The organism is Nocardia flavorosea NBRC 108225 (assembly GCF_001613385.1).
In the GTDB taxonomy this organism is placed as follows: domain Bacteria; phylum Actinomycetota; class Actinomycetes; order Mycobacteriales; family Mycobacteriaceae; genus Nocardia; species Nocardia flavorosea.
This window is the reverse complement of record NZ_BDCG01000002.1, coordinates 34287-54730: the sequence shown is the minus strand read 5'-3', so window position 1 is coordinate 54730 and position 20444 is coordinate 34287. Positions and strand designations below refer to the sequence as shown.

The following is a 20444-nucleotide window of genomic DNA, read 5'->3' as shown; positions in this document are numbered from 1 at the left end:
CACGGTGCAGAGGAAGATCACCCACAGTTTCGTTCGGGGAGCATCGCGTTTACCGCCCGCAGGGCGAAGACGAGGGTTGCGGCGGCTCGTGAACCGACGATCACGAGCCGGCGGTCGTAATGGTCGGCGGCGGTACCGCCGATGAGAGTGCCTGCGAAGGCCGAGAGACCGATGGTGGTGGCGACGGCGGCGTCACGGGTGTGCGTCCCTCGTCGCCGAGACCTCAGCCGTATCGCTTCTGCTCCCCCAGCGCGGACATGTCAGTCCACCGCTGATGTGCAGTTCGAGTTGTGTGCAATATGCCTCTTCCTTTGTCTTTTTCTTGTGTGTCGGCAGTACGAACTGATTGATGGAGTCAGACATAGTTAGATGCGCATATCGTCGTAGGACGATTATTTAATGTTCGGGTCGGCTGTTTCCGAATTTCGGACGAGTTTTCGGGGTCCGTGCGTTCGGCCGCGGCCCGCGGTGGCGGCCCGCTGTATCCCAACGCTCGGGTGCTCCTGTCCCCTACGTGCTCGTCCCGCGTCTACGACGAGCCGCCGGAACCGGCCGGCGAACTCCTCGCTCCCCCACTACCGCCTGCGCTCACCCGAGTGATTTCGCACCTACCTCGCCCTGCTACGTCGGCGTTCCGCCCTCGCGAAGCTCTCCGCGCAGCGCGCCACACGTTGCGGGCGAGGATTTCGAGGTGGCCGCGCTGCGCAGGCTCGTTTCTGTGCGGCCCAGCAGTGTGATCGAGGCGCGGGCCGGGCGGGTGGCGGCCGATCTGCCGAACCCGTCTCGGCCGCCGGTGATCAGCGCGCCGAAGCCGGTGAGGGGTCAGGGCATGAGGTGGACCGCCGGCCTTCGTAGAGGTGGATCGTCTCGTCGTCGCGGAGGCGCCGGGGGCCCGCACCGGTTACCTGGGCCGGGCGCCGGCCGAGTGTCAGGGCGATCTCCCGGGCGGCTGCCACCACCAGCGGGGCTGCCCGCTCGAACGGCGCGGCGTCGGCGGGGCCGCAGACCGAGAGCGCGGCGAGCGGGCCACGGGTACCACGGATGGCTGCCCCCGCGCAGGCCAGGCCCCGGAAGGCCTCGCTCCAGTCGAAGGCGAGGCCGCGGCGCCGGACAAGATTCAGTTCCCGGTGCAGTGCGGTGATCTCGCCGATCGTGCGATCGGTGCACCGGTGCAGGCGCTGCCCGTACAGGCCGTCCACCCATTCGGGGGCGAGGAATGCGAGCATGGATTTTCCGCAGGCCGTCGCGTAGGCGGGTCCGCGGCCGCCGATCCGGGACGGCAGCGTGGACGCGTCACGTCCACCTACTTTGTCGAGGTAGACGTTTTCGCCTCCTTCCAGCACAGCCAGGTGCACGACCATCCCGGTTTGCATGTGCAGGTCCTGCAGTACGGGGGCCGCCGCGGCGCGGATCGCGCTGTAGCCTTCGGAGATTCCGCCCATTCGCAGGGCGCGGCGTCCGATGGTGTAGCCGAAGGGGGTGTGCTCCACCCAGTGGAGCCGGACCAGCTGTTTCAGGATCCGGTGCACGGTCGAACGCGGCAGTTGCGACCGGCGGCTGATTTCCTCCAGGGTCAAGCGGGAGGTGCGGTCGTCGAAGACATCGAGGATTACGGTGATCCGTTCGATCATTGCCATGATGTGTTCCGTCGCCCGGGTCAGCGCCGCGCGCTGCGCGGGACAGGTACGGGGATGGCTGCCAATAGTTTCTGCGTGTATTCCTCCTGGGGGTGGTGGTAGATGTCCTCGACGGTGCCTGATTCGACGACTCTGCCGCCTGCCATGACCAGGACCCGGTCGGCGATCACTTCGATCAGTGCGAGGTCGTGGCAGACGAACAAGTAGGCCAACCCGAGTTCGTCCTGGAGGTCACGCAGCAGGTTGAGCACTTGGGACCGGACGGAGACGTCGAGGGCGGCAACGGGTTCGTCGCAGACGATCATTTTGGGTTGCAGGGTGAGCGCGCGGGCGATCGCGACGCGTTGCAGCTGTCCGCCGGAAAGTTCGGCCGGGTAGCGCGCGAGGTAGCGGGCGCCGATGCCGACCTTGTCCAGCAGGGCTCGCACGGTGGCGGTGCGGGACTTGCGATCGAGGTCGGTGTGGACGACGAGTGGTTCGGCGACTGCGTCGAGGATGCTCATCCGGGGGTCGAGTGAGCTGTGCGGGTCCTGGAAGATCATCTGCATACCGCGGCGCAGGGCGCGGAGCCGGGTGGGTGTGGCGGCGCGGACGTCGTGGCCGTCGAAGGTGATGCTGCCGGTGTCGGGTTCGATCAGCCGCAGCACGATTCGGCCGACGGTCGATTTCCCGGCGCCGGATTCGCCGACCACGGCGAGGCATTCGCCGGTGCCGAGCTGGAATGAGACGTTCTGGACGGCGTGGGTCCAGCCGGAGCGGCGGCCGAGGATATCGCGGCCTGTCGAGAACGACTTGGAAATATCGGATACCTCGAGCAGGCTCATGGTTGCTGCACTCCTTGTAGTTCGAGCTCGGTGGTGCGCAGGCACCGCGCGGTGCTCCGGTCCCCGGTGGGGGTGGTCGCCGGGTGGGTGGTGTCGCACAGTCCGGGCCGGGCATGTGGGCAGCGTTCCCGGAACCGGCATCCGGACGGCCATTCGCCCGCGACCGGTACCCGGCCTTCGATGGCGGTGAGGCGCCGGTCGCGGTTGCGGCCCGGGTGCGGAATCGAGGCGAGCAGACCGGCGGTGTACGGGTGGCGGGGTGTGTAGAACAGCTCTTCGGCGCCGGCTTCCTCGATTACTTCGCCGGCGTACATGACGACCACGCGCCGGCACAGTTCGGCGACCACGGCGAGGTCGTGGGTGATGAACAGCAGGCCGATACCGGTTTGCTCCTGCAGGTCTCGCAGGAGTTGGAGGATGGTTTCCTGGACGGTGACGTCGAGTGCGGTGGTGGGTTCGTCGGCGATGAGCAGCCGCGGATTGCAGGCCATGACCATGGCGATCATGACGCGCTGGCACATTCCGCCGCTGAAGGCGTGCGGGTATTCGTGGACCCGTTCGGCGGCGCGGGGTACCTGGACCAGCTCGAGCATTTCCACCGCGCGGGCCATGGCGGCGCGGCGGTCGAGGCCGAGGTGTCTGCGGACGGATTCGGCGATCTGGTCGCCCACCGTGTAGGCGGGGTTGAGGCTGCGGATGGGCTGCTGGAAGATCATGCCCATTCCGGTGCCGCGCAGTGTGCGCCATTCGCGCGGCGGCAGTGCGGTGAGGTCACGGCCTTCGAATTCCACGGAGCCGGCGGAGATGCGGCCGCCGGTGTGTGCGGTCAGGCCCATGACCGCCAGGGACGACACGGTTTTCCCCGAGCCGGATTCGCCGACCAGGGCGACGGATTCGCCCGCACCGACATCGAAGGAGGCACCGTCGACGACGGTGGTCCAGCGGCCGCGGCCGACAGGGAATTGCACGGTGAGATCGCGGACTCGCAGCAGAGTGCCGGTGGCCGCGCCGGGAGCGGGTTGTGGCTGCTGGAGTCCGTCAGTTGCTACTGCCATTGCGGCTCCTTGTCAGGGCTCGGCGCACACCGTCACCGAGGTAGGTGAAGGCGAGCACGGTCAGGAAGATCATCACGCCCGGTGGCCACACCAGGTGCGGGGCGAGTTGCATATTCGAGGCGGCGGTGCTGAGCATCGATCCCCAACTCGCGGCCGGGGCCTTCGCGCCCAGGCCCAGGAAACTCAGGCTCGCCTCGGCGGCGACCGCGGTGCCCAGGGAGACGGAGATGACCAGGACGATCGGGGGCATCACATTCGGCAGGATGTGCCGGAGGATGGTCCGTGATGGCGTGCACCCGAGGGCGACGGAGGCCTCGATATAGGTGTCGCCGCGGACGTCCATCGTGGAGGCGCGGGCGACGCGGAAGAACCGGGGCGCCATCACCAGACCCACCGCGAACATGGCGTTGGTGATTCCGGAGCCCAGGACAGCGACGATGGTGATCGCCAGGACCAGCGACGGGGCACTCATCAGGGCTTCCATGAGACGGGTGAGCAGGGTGTCGGTCCAGCCGCCGCGGTAGCCGGCGATCACCCCGAGGGGCAGTCCGAGGATCAGTGCCAGGGCCACCGCCTGCAGGGCGGCCGTCAGCGAGATACGGGCGCCGAAGAGCAACCGGCTCAGCGCGTCACGGCCGTAGTCGTCGGTGCCCAGCAGGTGCGTGGCGTCGGGGGGCTGGAGCCGGTTCAGCAGATCCTGGGCGTACGGATCGTGGGGGGCGATCCAGGGTGCGAAGAGCGCGACGAGGATCAGCAGAACGACGAACAGCGCCGCGGTCGCGGTGGCGGGCCGGCGGCGCAGGAAGTCGAATACTCTGCGGCCCGCCCCGGGCCGGATACCGGCGTCTGCCGGTGTGGTCGCGGTCATGAACGCACCTTCGGGTTGAAGTAGCCGTAGGAGATATCGACGAGCAGATTGACGACGATGACGACGAGGGTGGTGAACAGGACGAACCCGAGGAGTACCGGGACGTCGTGATTCTGGACGCTGTTGACCGCCAGGCTGCCCAGGCCGGGCATGTTGTAGATGATCTCGATGGTGACCGCGCCGCCGAGTACTTCGGAGACCCGGAAGCCGAGCACGGTCACCACGGGGATGCAGGCGTTCTTGAGCCCGTGCTTCCCGATCACGCTCGCCCGGGACAGTCCGCGGGCTTCGGCGTTGAGGATGTAGTCACTGCCGAGGACCTGGCCGAGCGCGGACCGCAGTTGCAGTGTCACCTCGGCGGCGGGCAGCAGCGCCAATGCGACACCGGGCAGCACCAGATGCTGGAACCACGGCACCACTCCTTCCGATATCGGCACATAGCCGAAGGCGGGAAATATCTGGTGCGTCACCGCGAACACCAGGACGAGTACCAGTCCGAACCAGAAGGCGGGGATGGCGATCGCTACCGAGGCCAGGGCGTTGATCCCCCGGTCGACCACACCGCCGGGCCGCAGCGCGCCCAGAATGCCCAGAACCACGCCGATCGTCACGGCCAGCACGATCGCGAACAACACCAGCGACAGGGTCGTGGCCATCCGCCGCAGCAGCAGTTCGGCCACCGTCTGGTTCGACCACAGCGACATACCGAGGTCGCCGCGTAACGCCGACCCGACCCAGTCCAGGTATCGCATCAGGACGTTTTCGTCGAGGTTGAGGTTCTCGCGTAGTTCCCGCAGCCGTTTCGGTGTCGCGTTCTCTCCCGCCAGTACGACCGCCGGATCGCCCGGAGCCAGATCCATCAAAAGAAATATCAACAGTGGAACGATCAGCAGCAGCGGGATCGCCGCCAGTAACCGCTGCCCGGCATAACGCAGCACAGGTTCTCCTCATGATTCCGGCGGACTATTCGGTCATTGCCACGTGGCGGAGGTCGAAGATTCCGAGGTCCGCCCACGGGATGTCTTGTGCGCCGACGACCTGGCTGGTGAACAGCGTGGCGTTGGTCTGATTGCAGATAGGGACGTACATGGCTTCTTTCAGCGTGAGGTCCCACGCCTGGTGGTACAGCGGTGCGCGCTGTTCGTCTGTCAGGGTGGGGTCGGCGGCCCGGGTCGTCAGATCCCGGATCTGCTGATTGCCGTTGGCGAGGGCGTAGGCACCGAACAGGAAGGTGTTCACGGTTTCCGCGGGATCGACTTTCGCGTTGAAGCTGTTGGCCACCATCGATTCGAAATCGCCGGCGATATAGCGGGGTTCGTTCTGGGTGTTGGGGACCGGGTTGAGGTCGGCGTCGATACCGGCTTGCGACAGGCTCGATTGCAGGACGTTCGCGGTGTTCTCGGTGTTGGTGCCGGCAGCGAAGGTCAGCGCTATCCGGGCGCCGCCGGCCGCCTGTACCAGGGCACGGGCCTTGTCCGGGTCGTAGGGATACGGGTATTCGTAGTTCTCGTCCGCGGGCCAGCTGCCGGCCGGGTACAGCTGCCGGTGGGGTGTGCAGGTTCCGGAGAACAAGGCGCTGACGGCTGCGGGATCGATGGCGGCGGCCACGGCCTGCCGGACTTCCGGTTTCGCGAGATCGCCGTCGGGCCGCATGTACAGGCCGAGCACGTTGCGGAAGACGACCTCGTCGACGCCGACGGTCCGGTTGCGTCCCAGTGTCTGGGCTTCGATCACTTCGTTGGCGGAACTGACCCAGCTCAGATCGGTCATCCCCGTTTTCATTCCGTTCAACCGGGTCCGGGCGTCGGGGATCCATTCGAACTCGATCCCGGCGAGTTGCCCGGCCTTCGGGTCCCAGTTGGGGCCGCCGCCGGCGCGCACCAGCGATAGCGATTCCTCGGGTACGTATTCGGTGACCACGTAGCCGCCGGAGCCGGAGAGGCCCGGGTCGTTGCGGAGATCGGTACCCGCGGCGATCGTTTTCGGGCTGACCATCATTCCGACGTTGGTGCTGAACACCCCCGGCAGTTCAACACCGGTACCGGGCTTCAGATGCAGGCGGACGGTGTAGTTGTCGACTTCCTCGACCGAGGTGATGTTCTGCAGGGCGTCGGTGACCGTGCTGCCTTCCATGTTCTGGCCGCGGTGGATATTCGCGGCCACCGCGGCGGCGTCGAAGGCCGCCCCGTTGTGGAAGGAGACGCCGGAGCGGAGTTTCAGCTCCAGATACGAGCCGTCCCGCGCGAACTGCCAGGATTTCGCCAGTCCGGCAATGAGGTTGCCGTCTTTGTCGACGGTGGTGAGCCGGTCGAAGATCACGGTCAGATACCCCCAGCCGCCGTAGCTGGTCTGCAGGTAGGGGTCCAGGTTCCTGGTCGGGGAGCTGCTGGTGACCCGCAGGATGGCGTCCGGATCGATATCGCCGACCGGGCCGCCGAAACCGCCGTCGATGGGGCCGCCTCCGCAACCGGCCACGACCAGCGTCGCCACGGCCGCGGCCAGTAGATGCCGGGCACGGCGAGACCTTCTGCGGTTCATGGAGTTCCTTTCACGCACGATATGAGCTTCGGGGGTGGGCTGCCGGTGGGTGCGGGCTGCGCTCACATCGGAAATCGCCCGATCACATGGGGTATTTGCCGTTGCGCGGCTGCTCGGGCGCGGTGTCCGAGAGGTATCCGGCCGGTTCGGGGCGGTGGTCGTCGAATGTTCCGGGGTCGCGGTCTCGGCCGGCGTAGGCACGGTCATTCGGTCCGGCTCCGCACGTTCGCGCCGCCGGGGTCCGGCGGGGGCCCGGTTGGTTACCGGGGGTTGTTCACCGGAAGACCGGTCCGGCCGGTTTCCGGGTATCGCGGTGCCGGCGGCCGCCGGGGGCGCTCACCACGATTCCGACTGCGGCGGGACCGGTTCGCGCCGGTTGCCGCGGTCTTCGGTGTGCCCTTGTACCGAGGGGGAAATCGGCGGAATCGCCGCATCGAATGAACCGAGACCCATGCTCTCTCCTTGCATGCTGCTTGGTTATCAGCGGTCACCAGGGGCCCAAGCAATATTAGGGCGTTCCAAAGCAATCGCTTGCTTGGAACGTTAGATGGATCACAGCGGCCTGTCAACGGTTTGCCGGGATATCTCTCACCGAATGCATGAAGTACGCGACATCGGAAGACCCAACTGCAACAAGGCAACTCACATCGAATCAGAGCAAATACCTATTACACAGCCGGCTCCCCCGCAGGCTCGCGGCGCTACCACCCTCTTGCCAGGCCGCCCGCGTGCGGAATACAGGTCCGGGCGTTCGTGTAGCCTTCGATTCAAGCAAGTGCTTGATCGGGAACCGGACAACACGGCACGCGAGGAGACGCCAGGTGTCACCCACTCGGAAAGAGGCCATCCTGTTCCACGCCGCGAAACTGTTCAGCGAACGCGGTGTCGCCCGCACCACCGTGCGCGATATCGCCGACGAAGTCGGGATCCTTTCGGGCAGCCTCTATCACCACTTCGCCTCCAAACATGCCATCGTCTTCGAAATCGTCACCACCTTCATCGACGATCTCAACGACCGCTACGAAGCCGCGCTCGTCCCCGGCGAAACCGCACGCGAGCGGCTCGACCGGATGGTCGCGGTCTCCTTCGAATCGGCCACCGACCACCCCTACGCGACGGAGATCTACCAGAACGAGAGCGCGCTCTCGTCACAACCCGCCGACAGCCGGATCGCCACCGCCGTACGCCGCGCCAACCAGTACTGGGCCGACGCGATCGCCCGCGGTATCGCCACCGGGGAATTCCGGACCGATGTGGACCCGCACCACTTCCACCGCCTGCTGCGCGAATCCGTCTGGTTCACCGTCCGTTTCCACCGGGACTCCCTGGCCACCGGCGCCGACCGGCTGCGCCACGATCTGATCGCGGTCTTCCTCGACGGTTTCGCCGCCGCCGGTCCGGCCCGGGAGCCGGCCGCACCCGCTCCCGGGATCACGCCCGATCGATCGGCACCCGCGGCCGAGAACACCGGCAGCGCGCCGGCGCTCCTCGACCTACAGCGCAATATCCGTGAACTCGAGGAAGCTGTACGGGAGCTGCGCCTGCCGCGAAGCTGACGAACCGCACAGCCACGCAACCGCCCACGCGACCCTGACCGCCGGCATCACGAGGATGTCATTCGACCACCAGGCCGGGCGACTCGGGCGCAGTCCAGCGAAGTACCGGCTCCCCCGCGCCCCGTGGACGCGTCACGGTTTTGCCGATGAACAAACCCTCGGCGGAGACACACAACTCACCGTCCGCGGTGTGGATCGCGCCGACGGAATTGATCTTGTTGCCGTTCTGCGAGACCAGCCGGCCGCTCACGGTGAGCGGCACGAACAACGGTGTCGGGCGGTGGTACCGCACATTCAATTGCGCGGTGGGACCGTGGCAACCGGCCCACGTGTTGGCTACGCCGAGCGTGTGATCGAGCAGTTGAGCCGACACTCCGCCGTGCACATGCCCCGGCGGGCCCTGATACGGGATGGTCAGGGTGACCACACCGTCGACCGAACCGTCGGCACGGCCGGTGAGCACCAGTGGCGGTGCGATCGCGTTCTCCGGGCCGGTGACCGGGTCATGACGTGTGACACCCTCACCGTGCCACATGTCCACCAGCCGTTCGGCCACCTCCGGGGCGTGCTGCTCGAGATGGGCGGCGATACTGTCCAGCTCCTCGGCCACCCGATCCAGGTTCGCGTTCGCGCGGTCGGTGCGCAGCAACGCGTCGATCACCCGCCGCGCGGCCGCTGTCGCCCGGTCGACCGGTGTCTGCTGGGGTGCCGAGGTCAGCACGCTGCCGGCCGCCGCCGTGCGCACGGTGGGCCGGGCGGGCGGGTCGTCATTCATCGCGGTCTCCCGGAGGTGGTGAGTGAGCGGACTGGGTGCTTGATGTGCCTACCCCATTCGCCTTCCGGCGTCTCTCGGCGAGTGGGAACGGGCGGGGGCTGCGACGGCCGCGCACGACCCTCACGCAACACCGAGCACCAGACCACTCGTGGGCACCGCGGTTCCGGCAGTGACCAGGACATTCTCCACACCGGCCGGCTGGTTCGCCGATGTACCACGCAGCAGACGCACGGCCTCCGCGATCCCGTTGACGCCGTGCAGATAGGCCTCCCCGACCTGACCGCCGTGGGTGTTGGTAGGCAGCCGGCCGCCGAGTTCGAGGTTGCCGTCGGCGATGAAATCCTTCGCCTCCCCGGGTGCGCAGAACCCGAGTTCTTCGAGCTGCGGGAGCACCAGCGGCGTGAAATGGTCGTAGAGAATCGCGGCGTCGATATCGGCGGGTTGCAGGCCGCTCTGGCCGTACAGTTGCCGGCCGACCAGCCCTATTTCGGGAATGCGCGTGATATCGGGCCGGTAGTAGCTCGTCATCATGTGCTGGTCCTTACCGCTGCCCTGCGCGGCGCCCTTGATCAGCGCCGGTGTGTGGGTGAGGGTGCGGGCGCGGTCGGCGGAAACGACGACGAGGGCTTGTCCGCCGTCGGTTTCCTGGCAGCAGTCCAGAAGATGCAGTGGTTCGGCGATCCAGCGGGAATTCTGGTGATCGGCGAGCGTGATCGGCCGCCGGTAGAACCACGCGTTCGGGTTGTTCGCGGCGAATGCGCGGGCCGCCACGGCGACCCGGCCGAAATCTTCGCTGGTGGCGGCGTACTGATGCATATACCGCCGAGCGAACATCGCCACCCACTGGGCGGGAGTGGACAGGCCCTGCGGGGTCAGCCACGCATATGCCGCCCGGTCGGCGGTGCTGTCCATCGGCCGGTCGTGCTGCCCCAGACCGTAGCGGACTCCGGAACGTTCGTTGAACGCCCGGTAGCAGACGACGACGTCCGCGACCCCGGTGGCCACGGCCATCGCCGCCTGCTGCACGGTCGCGCAGGCGGCGCCGCCGCCGTAGCCGACGCGGGAGAAGAATTTCAGCTCCCCCAGCCCGCAGTTGCGGGCGACGAGTACTTCACCGTTCGTTTCGGCGGTGTAGGTGGCCAGGCCGTCCACTTCCGAAGGGTCGATCCCGGCGTCGGCGAGCGCCGCGACAATCGCTTCGCAGGCCAGTTGTAGCTCACTGCGGCCGGAGTTCTTGGAGAACTCGGTCGCGCCGATACCGACGATGGCGGCCGCGCCGGACAGTGTGCCTGCTGTCATCGCCCATTCCCTTCCATGAAAGCGACGGTGACGAGGCCGCGGACATGGTCGCCCAGGCTGTTGGCGCCGCGGACCTGCACCGACACCACGCCGTCGGCGATATGGGTCACCTCGCCGCTGAGGGTCATCGTGTCGCCCGGATAGTTGGGGGCGCCGAGCCGGATGGCGACCTTACGCAACGAGGCCCGCGGCCCCGCCCAATCGGTGACGTAGCGGCCCACCAGTCCGTTGGTGGTGAGGATGTTCATGAATACATCCTTGGAGCCGCGTTCGACCGCCAGGTCCGGGTCGTGGTGGACGTCCTGGTAGTCGCGGCTCGCGATGGCCGTCGATACGATCAGAGTGCGGGTGAGAGGAATGGCGAGTTCCGGCAGAACCGCGCCGACCGTGATATCCGCCGCCGCGCTCATACCGCCACCTCCGGGCGGGCGAGCAGGTCGCCGAGGCGGGCGAGGTCGGCGCTCGCGGCCCCGAGGGTTGCGGCGATCTGCTTACCCCACAGCAGGTACCGGTGCACGGGGTAGTCGATATCCACCCCGATCCCGCCGTGCACATGCTGGACGCGATGTACCACGCGTTGCCCACCGTCGGTGGCCCACCATTTGGCCACCAGCACCGCTGTGCCCGGGTCGTCGCCGTTACCGAGCAGCCATGCCGCCTGCCACAGCGTGACCTGCATCGCCTCGAGGTCGATATAGCAGTCGGCCAGTTGATGACTCACGGCCTGGAAGGTCGACAGTGGGCGCCCGAACTGGCGACGCTCGTTGAGATAGGTCACCGCCTGCGCTGTCGCGGCGGCACCCACGCCGGCCTGTAGTGCCGCCAGTGCGATTTCGGCGCGGGAGACCAGCCACTGCACGGAATCTCCGTCGGCGAGGTGTTCGGCCGGGGCGTTGTCGAAGGTGAGGTTCGCCGCGAGCGCGCGCGTCGTGGTTTCGTTGGTCTCGGCCCGGACGCCGGCGCCGGTGGGGTCGACCAGGAACAGTCCGGTGCCGGTCGTTGTCGTGGCCGAGACGACCACCCGGGTCGCGATATGCGCCACCGGGACCACTGCTTTCGCGCCGGTCAAGACCCATGTTCCGGCGCTGGATCGGTGCGCCGACGTCGCGGGTGCCGCCGGGTCGGCCGGGCCGAACTCCTCCAGCCCGACGCTGAGGAACAGCTCGCCGGCCGCCGCCGGCGCCACATAGTTGCGCTGCTGCTCCGGGGTGCCGAATTCGGCGATGGCGGCCGCAGCGAGCGCGGTCTCCCACAGCGGAACGGGGGCCACGCTGCGGCCCTGCTGTTCGAGCAGTACACAGAGTTCGGTGAAACCGAGCCCGCCCCCGCCGGATTCGGCGGGGAGCGCGATCCCCAGCAATCCGGCGCGGGCGAGCTCGCGCCACAGGTCCCGGTCGATCCGTTCCGCGGACGCTTCGACGGCCCGGATCCGCTCCGGGCCCGACTTGCCGGTGAAGATATCGGTGGCCAGGTCGCGGATCGCGGTCTGCTCCTCGGTGAAGGCGAAATCCATCAGTTCTCCTCGCGTATGACCGGACGGAACGCGGGCAGCGTCAGCTCCGGGTCGGCGTCGATCCAGTCCAGTTCCACCGGCATATCGACCCGCATGTCGCTGGGTTCGGCACCGACCATGTTCGCGACGAGCCGGGTGCCCTCCTCGAGTTCGACGACCGCGACGATCAGCGGGTAGTCGAAGGCGTCGAGCCGCGGATGGTGGTTGACCACGAAGCTGTAGACGATGCCGCGGCCGCAGGCGTCGACGGTGTCCCAGTCCAGTGACCGGCAGTGCCCGCACATCGGTCCGGTCGGGTGCCGCAGTGTCCCGCAGGACACGCAGCGCTGGATCACCAGGCGATGGTCCTCGGCCGCGGCGAACCAGAAGGCATTGTCCTGGTTGATCGCCGGGCGTGGTCGTAGCGCGCGGGGCGTTTCCTTCGCCGCGGGCCGGAACCGCAGGATCCGCCACCGCTGAGTGGCGACGACCGTGCCGTCGGCGTCCCGGTACGTTTTGACGGTTGTCACGAAATGCCCGGGCCCGAGCGCGGTGTTCTTCTCCGGGGAGATCGATTCGATCACTTCCGTGACATTGATCCGGGTGCCGGGACGCAGCTCGGCGAAATACTCCTGTTCGGAGTCGGTGGCGACCACCGAGGTGAACCCGGCCCCGGCCAGGGTGTCCAGCAGCTGAGTGGCGACCTCGGAGACACTGCCGCCGGCGGCGGTCGCCGCGTATCCCCGCATCGTCCACGCCTGCACCATCGTGGGTGGTGCGATGAGACCGTCGCGGCCGCTGGCGCGGGCGGCGTCGTCGTCGAGGTAGATCGGGTTGGTATCGCCCATGGCTTCGACCCAATGCCGGATCATGGCGGTGTTCACCGGGTCCGGCGCCCAGGTGGTGGGTTGCAGTTCGCGGCCGACCAGTGTGTTCAGGGTGTCGAGTACGTTCATCGGCCGCGGCCCGCCTTGACGGTCCCCAATCCCAGGGTGGCGACCATATCGCGCAGCACCTCGTTGACCCCGCCGCCGAAGGTGTTGACCACCCCTTGCCGGGAGATCTGCTCGATCTGCCCGGCCAGTACGGCGCCCGGGCTTCCGGGGCGGATCCGGCCGGCGGCGCCGAGGATGCCGAGCAGTGTCCGGTAGACGTCGATATGGGTTTCGGTGCCGAACACCTTCGTGGCCCCCGCGTCCGCACCGGAGAGGGTGTCGGCTGCGACGGCGGCGGTCATCTTCCAGTTCATCAACCGCATCGCCACCAGCTTCGCGTGGGTACGCGCGAATTCCTGCCGCACCCACGGTATGTCGATGGCACCCGTATCGCGGGCCCAGTCCAGGACCTGATGCCACAGGCCTTCGGTACGCCCACCCAGTGCGGCCAGCCCGATACGTTCGTGGTTGAGCTGCGCGGTGATCAGCCGCCATCCGCCGTTCGGCTCACCCACCACGGCGTCTGCGCCGACGCGGATACCGGAGTAGTAGGTGGAGGTGACGGTCAGACCGCCGACGGTATGGATCGGTGACCAGGAGAATCCGGGTGCGTCGGTCGGCACGATGAGAATCGAGATGCCTCGGTGTTTCGGGGCTTCCGGATCGGTGCGACACGCCAGCCAGACGTAGTCGGCGGTATTCGCGCCGGAGGTGAAGATCTTGTTGCCGTCCACCACCCAGTCGTCGCCGTCACGCACGGCGCGGGTTTCCAGCGACGCCAGATCGGTACCGGCACCGGGTTCGGTGTAGCCGATGGCGAAGACGATATCGCCGGCCAGGATTCCGGGCAGATACTTCGCCTTCTGTTCCTCGGTGCCGTATTTCTGCAGGGTCGGGCCCACCGTGTTGACGGTGACGAACGGGAAGGGCAGCCCGGCACGCTGGACCTCGTCGAAGAAGACGAACTGCTCCTCGATGGAGCGGCCCTGACCACCGAACTCCACCGGCCAGCCGATGCCCAGCCAGCCGTCCGCGCCGAGCATCCCGACGATCTCGCGGAACCGGTCGCCGCCTACACCCTGTTCACCGGCAGCGCGGCGTTCGTCCTCGGGCAGCAGCTTCGCGAAATAGGCACGCAATTCCCGCCTGAGCTCCTGGTGCTCGGGTGACTCCCGCAAATCCATCGTGGTTCTCCTATGCCGTGCACGGCTGTCGCGACGTGGTCCGGACGCTAATCCGCGAACCGGTTGCGGGTCTGCCGAGGTCTCACCCAACGGAAAGACCGGTTCCCTTCCGTGTCCGGCCGGGCTGAGATGAGGCCATGGAAATCGGGCTCAACATTCTCGGCGCCGAAGCGCTGTTCGGCGGCGATATCAGTGCTGTCCCCGATCTGGCGGCCGAAGCGGATCGACGCGGAATCGATCTGATCTCCACCGGCGACCATCTCGGTTTCGCCGCGGACGCCCACGCACAACGCATGCGGGACAACAACTTCCCGTTCCCGCTCGACCACCCGTGGTACGAACCGATCTCCCTGCTGTCGGCCGTCGCCGCCGTCACCGAACGCGCACAGCTGGGCGTATCGGTGCTGATCGCCACCGTCCGGCCCGCCGCCCTGCTCGCCAAACAGATCGCGACCCTCGACCGCCTCTCCCGCGGACGGGTCACCATGGGTTTCGGTGTGGGCTGGCAGGAAGCGGAGTACACCGCCACCGGTATGCCGTTCGACGCCCGGTTCGGGCGGATGGAGGACACCGTGCGCGCCTGCCGGGAACTGTGGACCCGGGCGCCGGCGCAGTTCACCGGACGGGATTTCGCTTTCGAGAACTTCCACAGCCTGCCGTTCCCGGTGCAGGACCGGATTCCGATCCTGTTCGGTCTCGGTCCGAGCCCCCGTAACTTCGACCGTATCGCCCGCGTCGCCGACGGCTGGTCGGTCAACCCCACCGACCTGCCCGGGTTCACCGGCAGTGTCGCACTGCTGCGTGACAGGTTCGCCGCACAGGGCCGCGATCCCGGCACGCTCCGTATCCAGGTGTCCCTCACGCCGGTGCGTCGCTCGGACGGCAGCGTCGATCTGGACGCCACCGCGCGGGCCGCACAGCAGTTCCGGCGTCACGGGGCCACGGCCGTCGTCTTCCGACCGACCGCGTTCGGCAGGGAAGCCGATCGGCTGCCCGAACTTCTCGACTGGATGATCGGGCTCGGGCACGACTGACAGAAGGAGTACCTCGGTGACCGACGCATTGCAGGAACTACTGCACAAACAGGCCATCTATGAGGTGGTGCTGCGCTATTGCCGCGGTATCGACCGGCTCGACTTCGATTTGGTGCGCGGCGCATACCATCGCGACGGCATCGACCACCACACCGGATTCGACGGCACGGTGGACGAGTTCATCGAATGGGTGCGCCCGAAACTACGTGCGCTCGGCGGCACCATGCATCACATCGGCAACCACTTGGTGGAACTGCACGGCAACCTCGCGATCAGCGAATCGTATTCCACGGCGGCCCATTGGGGCGCGCCCGGGCGGGACGATTTCACGAGCGGCTGCCGCTATGTCGACCTAATGGAGTTGCGCGACGGCAGATGGGCCATCGCCGAACGGTGGGCGGTCCGCGAATGGACCCGCTCCGATGCCGGCCGGCTCATCGCTCCCGAAGGTCGCGGCCCCCGCGGCCGCCGCGATACGTCGGATCCGCTGAACCTGCTGCGCGCACGGATGGGCGAGGGCTCTGCGCCTCACTGAGTGCGGAGCACGTGGACCCGAGTGCAGGCGGCCCGGACCGTAGCCGTCCGCACTCGGGTCGTGCTGCGCGCGAGAAGCCGATACGCCGCCTCGGCCGTGCGCGTTTTCGTTCAGTCGCCGCCCCCCGCGTATGCCTGGATCACGTCGAGTCGCTTGACCTTGCCGGTGGCGTTGCGGGGCAGCGGTTCGGTCGTGATCTCCCACCGCGTGGGCACCTTGTAGCGTGCGATCCGCTCGGCGACGAACGCGCCCAGTTCAGCGGCATCCACCGCCTCCGCGTCGCCCGTGACCACCACCGCGCACACTTCCTGACCGAGGTCCGCGTGCGCGACGCCGAGCACCGCGCATTCCCGTACCGCGGGGTGTTCGCTCAACGCGTTCTCGACCTCGATCGGATACACGTTCTCGCCGCCGCGCAGGATGAGATCGGATCGGCGGCTGCTCACCCAGAGGTATCCGTCGTTCATCGTGCCCAGATCGCCGGTGTGCATCCAGCCGTCGGCGGCGATCGTGGCTGCGGTGGCCTCCGGGTTGTTCCAATAGCCGAGCATCACCAGCGGGCCGCGCAGGCAGATCTCGCCTTCGGTCCCGTCGGGCACCGGCGCGCCGTGTTCGTCGCGGATCTGCACACTCATCGTCGGCACCGGGGTGCCGACGGTTTCGGGGCGGGCCTGCAGGTCGGCGGCGGTCGCGAAGGTCGCTGCCGTGGAGGATTCGGTGAGCCCGTAACTGGTTCCCAGCGACTTCGCGGCGACCGGGAGTACGGTCCGGAGCCGTTCTTTGAACGACGCGGACGAGGGCGCGCTGTTCACCGAGATCGTCCGCAGCGACGACAGGTCGTAGCCCGACAGGTCGCCGTGTTCCAGCAGCCGGTGCAACATGGTCGGCACCGCACCCCAGTTCGTGACGCGTTCGGTGGCGACGAGCCGCAGCACCCGGTCGATATCGAAGCGGCCGGTGTGGATCACCGCGGTATCGCCGAAGGCGAGCCGCGGGACGGCGAGATTGTGCAACGCCGCGATATGGAACAGCGGCGTGGCGAGCAGGAACCGCCGGGCGCCCGGGGGGCTGCCCATTTCGGTGGCGACGGCATCGTTGTACCGGTAGAAGTCGACCGCGGCGATCATGTTCCGATGCGAATGCACGGCGCCCTTGGGGCGGCCGGTGGTGCCGCTGGTGTAGAGGATGACCGCCGGATCGTCCTCGTCGATCTCGGTGCCGGGTAGCGGCGTACCGGGCGCGGCCGTGGCCAGCCGCGGAATATCCGCCTCGACCGAGAGGGCAGGAGCTTCGACCTCGCCCAGCAGGGCCCGGCGGGCCTCGTCGGCGACGACGAGCTTCGGGGTGCAATGCTCGATCCCGTAGGCGATTTCGCGTGACGACCACATCGAATTCATTCCGACGGTGATGGCGCCGAGCGAAGTCGTCGCCCAGAATGCGAGGATCCATTCGGCGCAGTTGGCGGCGAGGATCGCCACCCGGTCGCCCTTGCCTATCCCGTAGGTGGTGCGCAGGGCCTCGCTCAGGGATGCCACGCGGTCCAGATGTTCGGCGAAGCTCCAACGGGTTTCACCACAGATGAGATATTCGCTGTCGCCGTAGCGGGCCGATTCGATCAGCAGCTGCGGCAGGGCGCGCTTGCGGTTCCGGAACACCGGCATCGGAATTCCCCGGACCGGCTCCTGGCCGATTTCGAGGTCTGCGCCGGGTGCGGTGAGGCGGGCAATGACGGCCGCGCGGGGGTCTGGTGTCGATCGATCGGACATGGGCAAGATCCCTTTCCTCGGAAACCGCACGCGGGGCGGTGAACGTACTACGGCGGATCGGTCAGCGAACGGTCAACTGACCACCGTCGATATTCCAGGATTGGCCGGTGACCCAGCCGGCTTGTTCGCTGGCGAGAAATACCACCGCCCAGGCGACTTCACGCGCGTCCCCGGCCCGCCGCAGCGGCAGATTCGCTTCGACATAGCGCTGCCACGCTTCCGCCGACAGGTCGTCGAGGCGGCTGGTCCCGGTCACCCCGGGGCAGACCGCGTTCACCCGGATCCCGGCGGGACCCAGCTCTTTCGCCATCGACGAGGTCAACGCCTGCACACCGGCCTTGGACGCGGCGTAGGCGGCGGTGTTCGCGCCTCCGAGTTTCCCGGCGATCGACGAAATATTGACGATACTGCCGCCCGCACCCTGCTCGACCATGGCGCGGGCGGACGCACGACTCACCAGGAAGGTGCCGCGCAGGTTGACCCGCATCACCGCATCCCATGCCTCGGTAGGAAGGTCGAGCACCGGAACCCGGTCCCCGGCACGCGCGGCGGCGGCATTGTTCACGACGATATCCACGCGGCCGTATTCGTCCTGCACCTGACGAACCAGTGTGTCCACTGCCTGTTCGTCGGCGATATCGCAGACCACGGCGGCAGCGCGGCACCCCAGTGCGCGGATCTCGTCGGCGACCGAGTCGATATCGCGCCAGCCGCCGGCGCGTTCCTCCTCGGTGTACCGGTCCGGAGTGCGTCCGGTGCCGGTGACGACCACATCGCATCCGGCGCGGGCCAGCGCCAGCGCGGTCTCCCGGCCGATGGATCGCTTCCGGCCGGCGCCGGTGACCACGGCGACCTTGCCGTCGAACCCGGTGAGGTGCATGGCGTCAGATCCTTTCGATGATGGCACCGGAGACCATCGCGCCACCCGCGCAGACCGCGACCAGCGCATACCCGCCGTCGCGGCGTTCGAGTTCGTCGATCGCCGCCCCGACCAGCCGGACCCCCGAGGAGCCCACCGGATGTCCCAGGGCAATGGCCCCGCCGTTGACGTTCAGTAGATCCTCGTCGATCCCGTGTGTACGCGCCGCGGACAGGGCGACCGCCGCGAATGCCTCGTTGACCTCTACGACGTCGATATCACCGAGTGACATCCCGGTGCGCGCCAGCAGATGTTCGATCGCCAGGACCGGGCCGTCGAGCAGATAGGGAACTTCACTGCCGAGCAGGCACTGCCGGACGATGCGGGCACGCGGCCGCAATCCCAGCGAACGCGCGAGGTCTTCGTCCATGAGTACGGCGGCCGCCGCGCCGTCGGAGATCTGCGATGCCGTCCCGGCGGTGTGCAGGCCACCTTCCAGAACGGGCGCGAGCGCCGCGAGCGCCTCCAGGGAGGTGTCCCGTAACCCTTGGTCGCGGGATACCGTGCTGGGTTCGGCCCCGTCGCGGCCCGGTACCTCGACGGGAATGATCTGCCGGTCGAACCGGCCCTCCTGCCACGCCCGCGCGGCGCGCTGCTGGGAGCGCAGCCCGAATTCGTCGAGATCGGCGCGGGTGAAACCACGGCGCTGCGCGATCCGGTCGGCGCCGACGAACTGCGTGGGCAGATCCAGCGCCCAATCGTCGGGACGGGGCCGGCCGACATTATCGGGGATGTTCGACAACAGCGGCACCCGCGACATCGCCTCGACGCCGCATGCCAGGCCCGCATCGATCACTCCGGCGGCGATCTGGGCCGCCACGATGTTCACCGACTGCTGACCGGACCCGCACTGGGCGTCGATGGTCGTGGCGCCGGTGCGTTCGGGCAGTCCCGAATACAACCATGCGGTCCGGGTGATATTCGCCGACTGCTCACCGGCTTGGGTGACGCAGCCGCCGACGACCTGTTCGATCAGCGCGGGGTCCAGCGCCAGCCGGTCCAGGATGCCTTTCTGCACCGTCCCGAGCAGTTCGGCGGCGTGCAGCCCCGACAACCATCCGCCGCGGCGGCCGATAGGTGAACGCGCGGTGTCGACGATAACCGGATTGCCCATGGGAGTCCTCCTTGACCGAAAACCGAAGGTGCTGCCCTTTTCGATCGATAAGGACTGCTGAAACACAATTCTATCCAACCAAGCACTTGTTTGGTAGTTGGTTGGCGCAAGATCTCCGCCGATCCGCCGTGAACAGGCCACCAGACCGAACGCTTACTCCTGTAACGACAGAATCTGCTGTTCCAGCTCCGGGTCCTCACGCAGTTCCGCCCGGACCGCGGCCTCCCAGAATCCGTGGAACCCGTTCCCGTCACTGCGGCGTTGCCGGTCGATCCACCAATCGGGCAGTGCGGACTTCTCCGGCCCGCGCGCCGCCCGCACCATCCACGCGTTCTTCGCTCGCTGCTCCAGCGCGACCGCCCGCAAGAACACCGCCCGCGCGGTACTACCGATCACCAGGACACCGTGCCCGCCCAGCAGCGCGAGATCGGCATCGCCCACCGCCGAGATCGCCGCGGTCGCGGCCTGCGCGCTGTTCACGGCACCCGCGTATTCGTCGACCAGTACCAGCTCTCCGCCGCCGAGGCTCGAGCTCTGATCGTAGGCCGGGGGCACTTCCGCGAGATCGCCCCAGACGGTCCCGAATTCGGAGTGGTTGTGCACCGCGAACTGCACATCCGGGCGCGCGTGATGCAGAGCGAGATGCAAGGGAATACCCAGCGGCACCGGCCAGTCCCCTTCGAGCAAGGTCCCGTCGAGGCCGATACGGAGAACGTCGCCGGGGCCGAACTCCTCCCAGGTCAGCAGCCACGGATTGCACAGCAGCGTGCCGTCACCCATATTGCGGGTGATATGGCCGGCCAGGTGGTCGCGATAACCCTCGCGCCACAGGGCGCGCGCCAGCAGCACTATCTCCTCGGCCGGTGTGAGCTCGGGAACGAGCCGGTCGGCGCTCGGCCGGAAAACCATCCGG

General features: G+C 67.6%; 18 protein-coding genes and 1 pseudogene. 3 read left to right on the top strand and 16 right to left on the bottom strand.

From position 1 onward, the window contains the following. Positions 1–797 precede the first annotated feature (797 nt). Genes NFL01S_RS00920 through NFL01S_RS00895 form a run of 6 tightly spaced genes read right to left on the bottom strand, consistent with a single transcriptional unit; the run spans position 798 to position 6922 of the window. Positions 798–1637 carry an IclR family transcriptional regulator gene (locus tag NFL01S_RS00920; protein ID WP_245670465.1) on the bottom strand — a complete coding sequence of 280 codons (840 nt, stop codon included), beginning with the start codon at positions 1635–1637 and terminating at the stop codon, positions 798–800. Between the two features lie 20 nt (positions 1638–1657). Continuing rightward, positions 1658–2461 carry an ATP-binding cassette domain-containing protein gene (locus NFL01S_RS00915; RefSeq protein ID WP_062970482.1) on the bottom strand — a complete coding sequence of 268 codons (804 nt, stop codon included), beginning with the start codon at positions 2459–2461 and terminating at the stop codon, positions 1658–1660. After that, positions 2458–3516: an ABC transporter ATP-binding protein gene (locus NFL01S_RS00910; protein WP_084492300.1), complete on the bottom strand. Its 1059-nt coding sequence runs from the start codon at positions 3514–3516 to the stop codon at positions 2458–2460. Before NFL01S_RS00910 ends, NFL01S_RS00915 begins: the two co-directional genes overlap by 4 nt. Beyond that, positions 3500–4384 (bottom strand): ABC transporter permease, encoded by an 885-nt coding sequence (locus NFL01S_RS00905; protein WP_062970480.1) that lies wholly within the window; start codon positions 4382–4384, stop codon positions 3500–3502. The genes NFL01S_RS00910 and NFL01S_RS00905 overlap by 17 nt, the downstream gene beginning before the upstream one ends. Continuing rightward, positions 4381–5322, bottom strand: coding sequence for an ABC transporter permease (locus NFL01S_RS00900; RefSeq protein ID WP_062970478.1), 942 nt, complete (start codon positions 5320–5322; stop codon positions 4381–4383). Before NFL01S_RS00900 ends, NFL01S_RS00905 begins: the two co-directional genes overlap by 4 nt. Before the next feature lie 25 nt (positions 5323–5347). After that, the gene (locus tag NFL01S_RS00895) at positions 5348–6922 is read right to left on the bottom strand and encodes an ABC transporter substrate-binding protein (RefSeq protein WP_062970477.1); all 1575 of its coding nucleotides are present in this window, start codon (positions 6920–6922) and stop codon (positions 5348–5350) included. 821 nt (positions 6923–7743) lie between these two features. On the opposite strand from NFL01S_RS00895, the gene NFL01S_RS00890 reads away from it, so the two are divergent. Continuing rightward, a complete protein-coding gene (locus NFL01S_RS00890) occupies positions 7744–8478 on the top strand; it encodes a TetR/AcrR family transcriptional regulator (RefSeq protein ID WP_062970475.1) in 735 nt (244 codons plus the stop codon). A 121-nt stretch (positions 8479–8599) separates the two neighbouring features. On the opposite strand, the pseudogene NFL01S_RS00885 reads toward NFL01S_RS00890, so the two are convergent. The 6 genes and pseudogenes from NFL01S_RS00885 to NFL01S_RS00860 all read right to left on the bottom strand — a co-directional run. Further along, a pseudogene (locus NFL01S_RS00885) lies at positions 8600–9253 on the bottom strand (PaaI family thioesterase); the annotation flags it as partial. Between the two features lie 120 nt (positions 9254–9373). Beyond that, positions 9374–10552 (bottom strand): lipid-transfer protein, encoded by a 1179-nt coding sequence (locus tag NFL01S_RS00880; protein WP_062970474.1) that lies wholly within the window; start codon positions 10550–10552, stop codon positions 9374–9376. Continuing rightward, the gene (locus NFL01S_RS00875) at positions 10549–10962 is read right to left on the bottom strand and encodes a MaoC family dehydratase (protein ID WP_062970472.1); all 414 of its coding nucleotides are present in this window, start codon (positions 10960–10962) and stop codon (positions 10549–10551) included. Before NFL01S_RS00875 ends, NFL01S_RS00880 begins: the two co-directional genes overlap by 4 nt. Then, the gene (locus NFL01S_RS00870; RefSeq protein ID WP_062970471.1) at positions 10959–12065 is read right to left on the bottom strand and encodes an acyl-CoA dehydrogenase family protein; all 1107 of its coding nucleotides are present in this window, start codon (positions 12063–12065) and stop codon (positions 10959–10961) included. The genes NFL01S_RS00875 and NFL01S_RS00870 overlap by 4 nt, the downstream gene beginning before the upstream one ends. Beyond that, positions 12065–13000 (bottom strand): bifunctional MaoC family dehydratase N-terminal/OB-fold nucleic acid binding domain-containing protein, encoded by a 936-nt coding sequence (locus NFL01S_RS00865; protein WP_062970469.1) that lies wholly within the window; start codon positions 12998–13000, stop codon positions 12065–12067. The genes NFL01S_RS00870 and NFL01S_RS00865 overlap by 1 nt, the downstream gene beginning before the upstream one ends. Next, on the bottom strand, positions 12997–14163 hold the full coding sequence (locus NFL01S_RS00860) for an acyl-CoA dehydrogenase family protein (RefSeq protein ID WP_062970467.1): 1167 nt from the start codon (positions 14161–14163) through the stop codon (positions 12997–12999). The genes NFL01S_RS00865 and NFL01S_RS00860 overlap by 4 nt, the downstream gene beginning before the upstream one ends. A gap of 137 nt (positions 14164–14300) precedes the next feature. Between NFL01S_RS00860 and NFL01S_RS00855 the strand changes: the two genes are divergently transcribed. Beyond that, a complete protein-coding gene (locus tag NFL01S_RS00855; RefSeq protein WP_062970465.1) occupies positions 14301–15197 on the top strand; it encodes a TIGR03619 family F420-dependent LLM class oxidoreductase in 897 nt (298 codons plus the stop codon). 16 nt (positions 15198–15213) lie between these two features. Continuing rightward, positions 15214–15732: a nuclear transport factor 2 family protein gene (locus NFL01S_RS00850; protein ID WP_062970463.1), complete on the top strand. Its 519-nt coding sequence runs from the start codon at positions 15214–15216 to the stop codon at positions 15730–15732. 110 nt (positions 15733–15842) lie between these two features. Here the strand turns inward: NFL01S_RS00850 and casG are convergent, their stop codons facing one another. From casG to NFL01S_RS00830, 4 genes are all read right to left on the bottom strand, one after another. Next, positions 15843–17498 carry a steroid-24-oyl-CoA synthetase gene (casG, locus tag NFL01S_RS00845; protein WP_062970461.1) on the bottom strand — a complete coding sequence of 552 codons (1656 nt, stop codon included), beginning with the start codon at positions 17496–17498 and terminating at the stop codon, positions 15843–15845. Positions 17499–17559: 61 nt separating this feature from the next. Then, positions 17560–18378: an SDR family NAD(P)-dependent oxidoreductase gene (locus tag NFL01S_RS00840; RefSeq protein WP_062970459.1), complete on the bottom strand. Its 819-nt coding sequence runs from the start codon at positions 18376–18378 to the stop codon at positions 17560–17562. A gap of 4 nt (positions 18379–18382) precedes the next feature. Then, entirely contained in the window at positions 18383–19531 is a 1149-nt protein-coding gene (locus NFL01S_RS00835; protein ID WP_062970457.1) for a steroid 3-ketoacyl-CoA thiolase, read from the bottom strand. 153 nt (positions 19532–19684) lie between these two features. Then, positions 19685–20440, bottom strand: a complete 756-nt coding sequence (locus NFL01S_RS00830) for a class II aldolase/adducin family protein (RefSeq protein ID WP_062970455.1) — start codon at positions 20438–20440, stop codon at positions 19685–19687. Positions 20441–20444 lie beyond the last annotated feature (4 nt).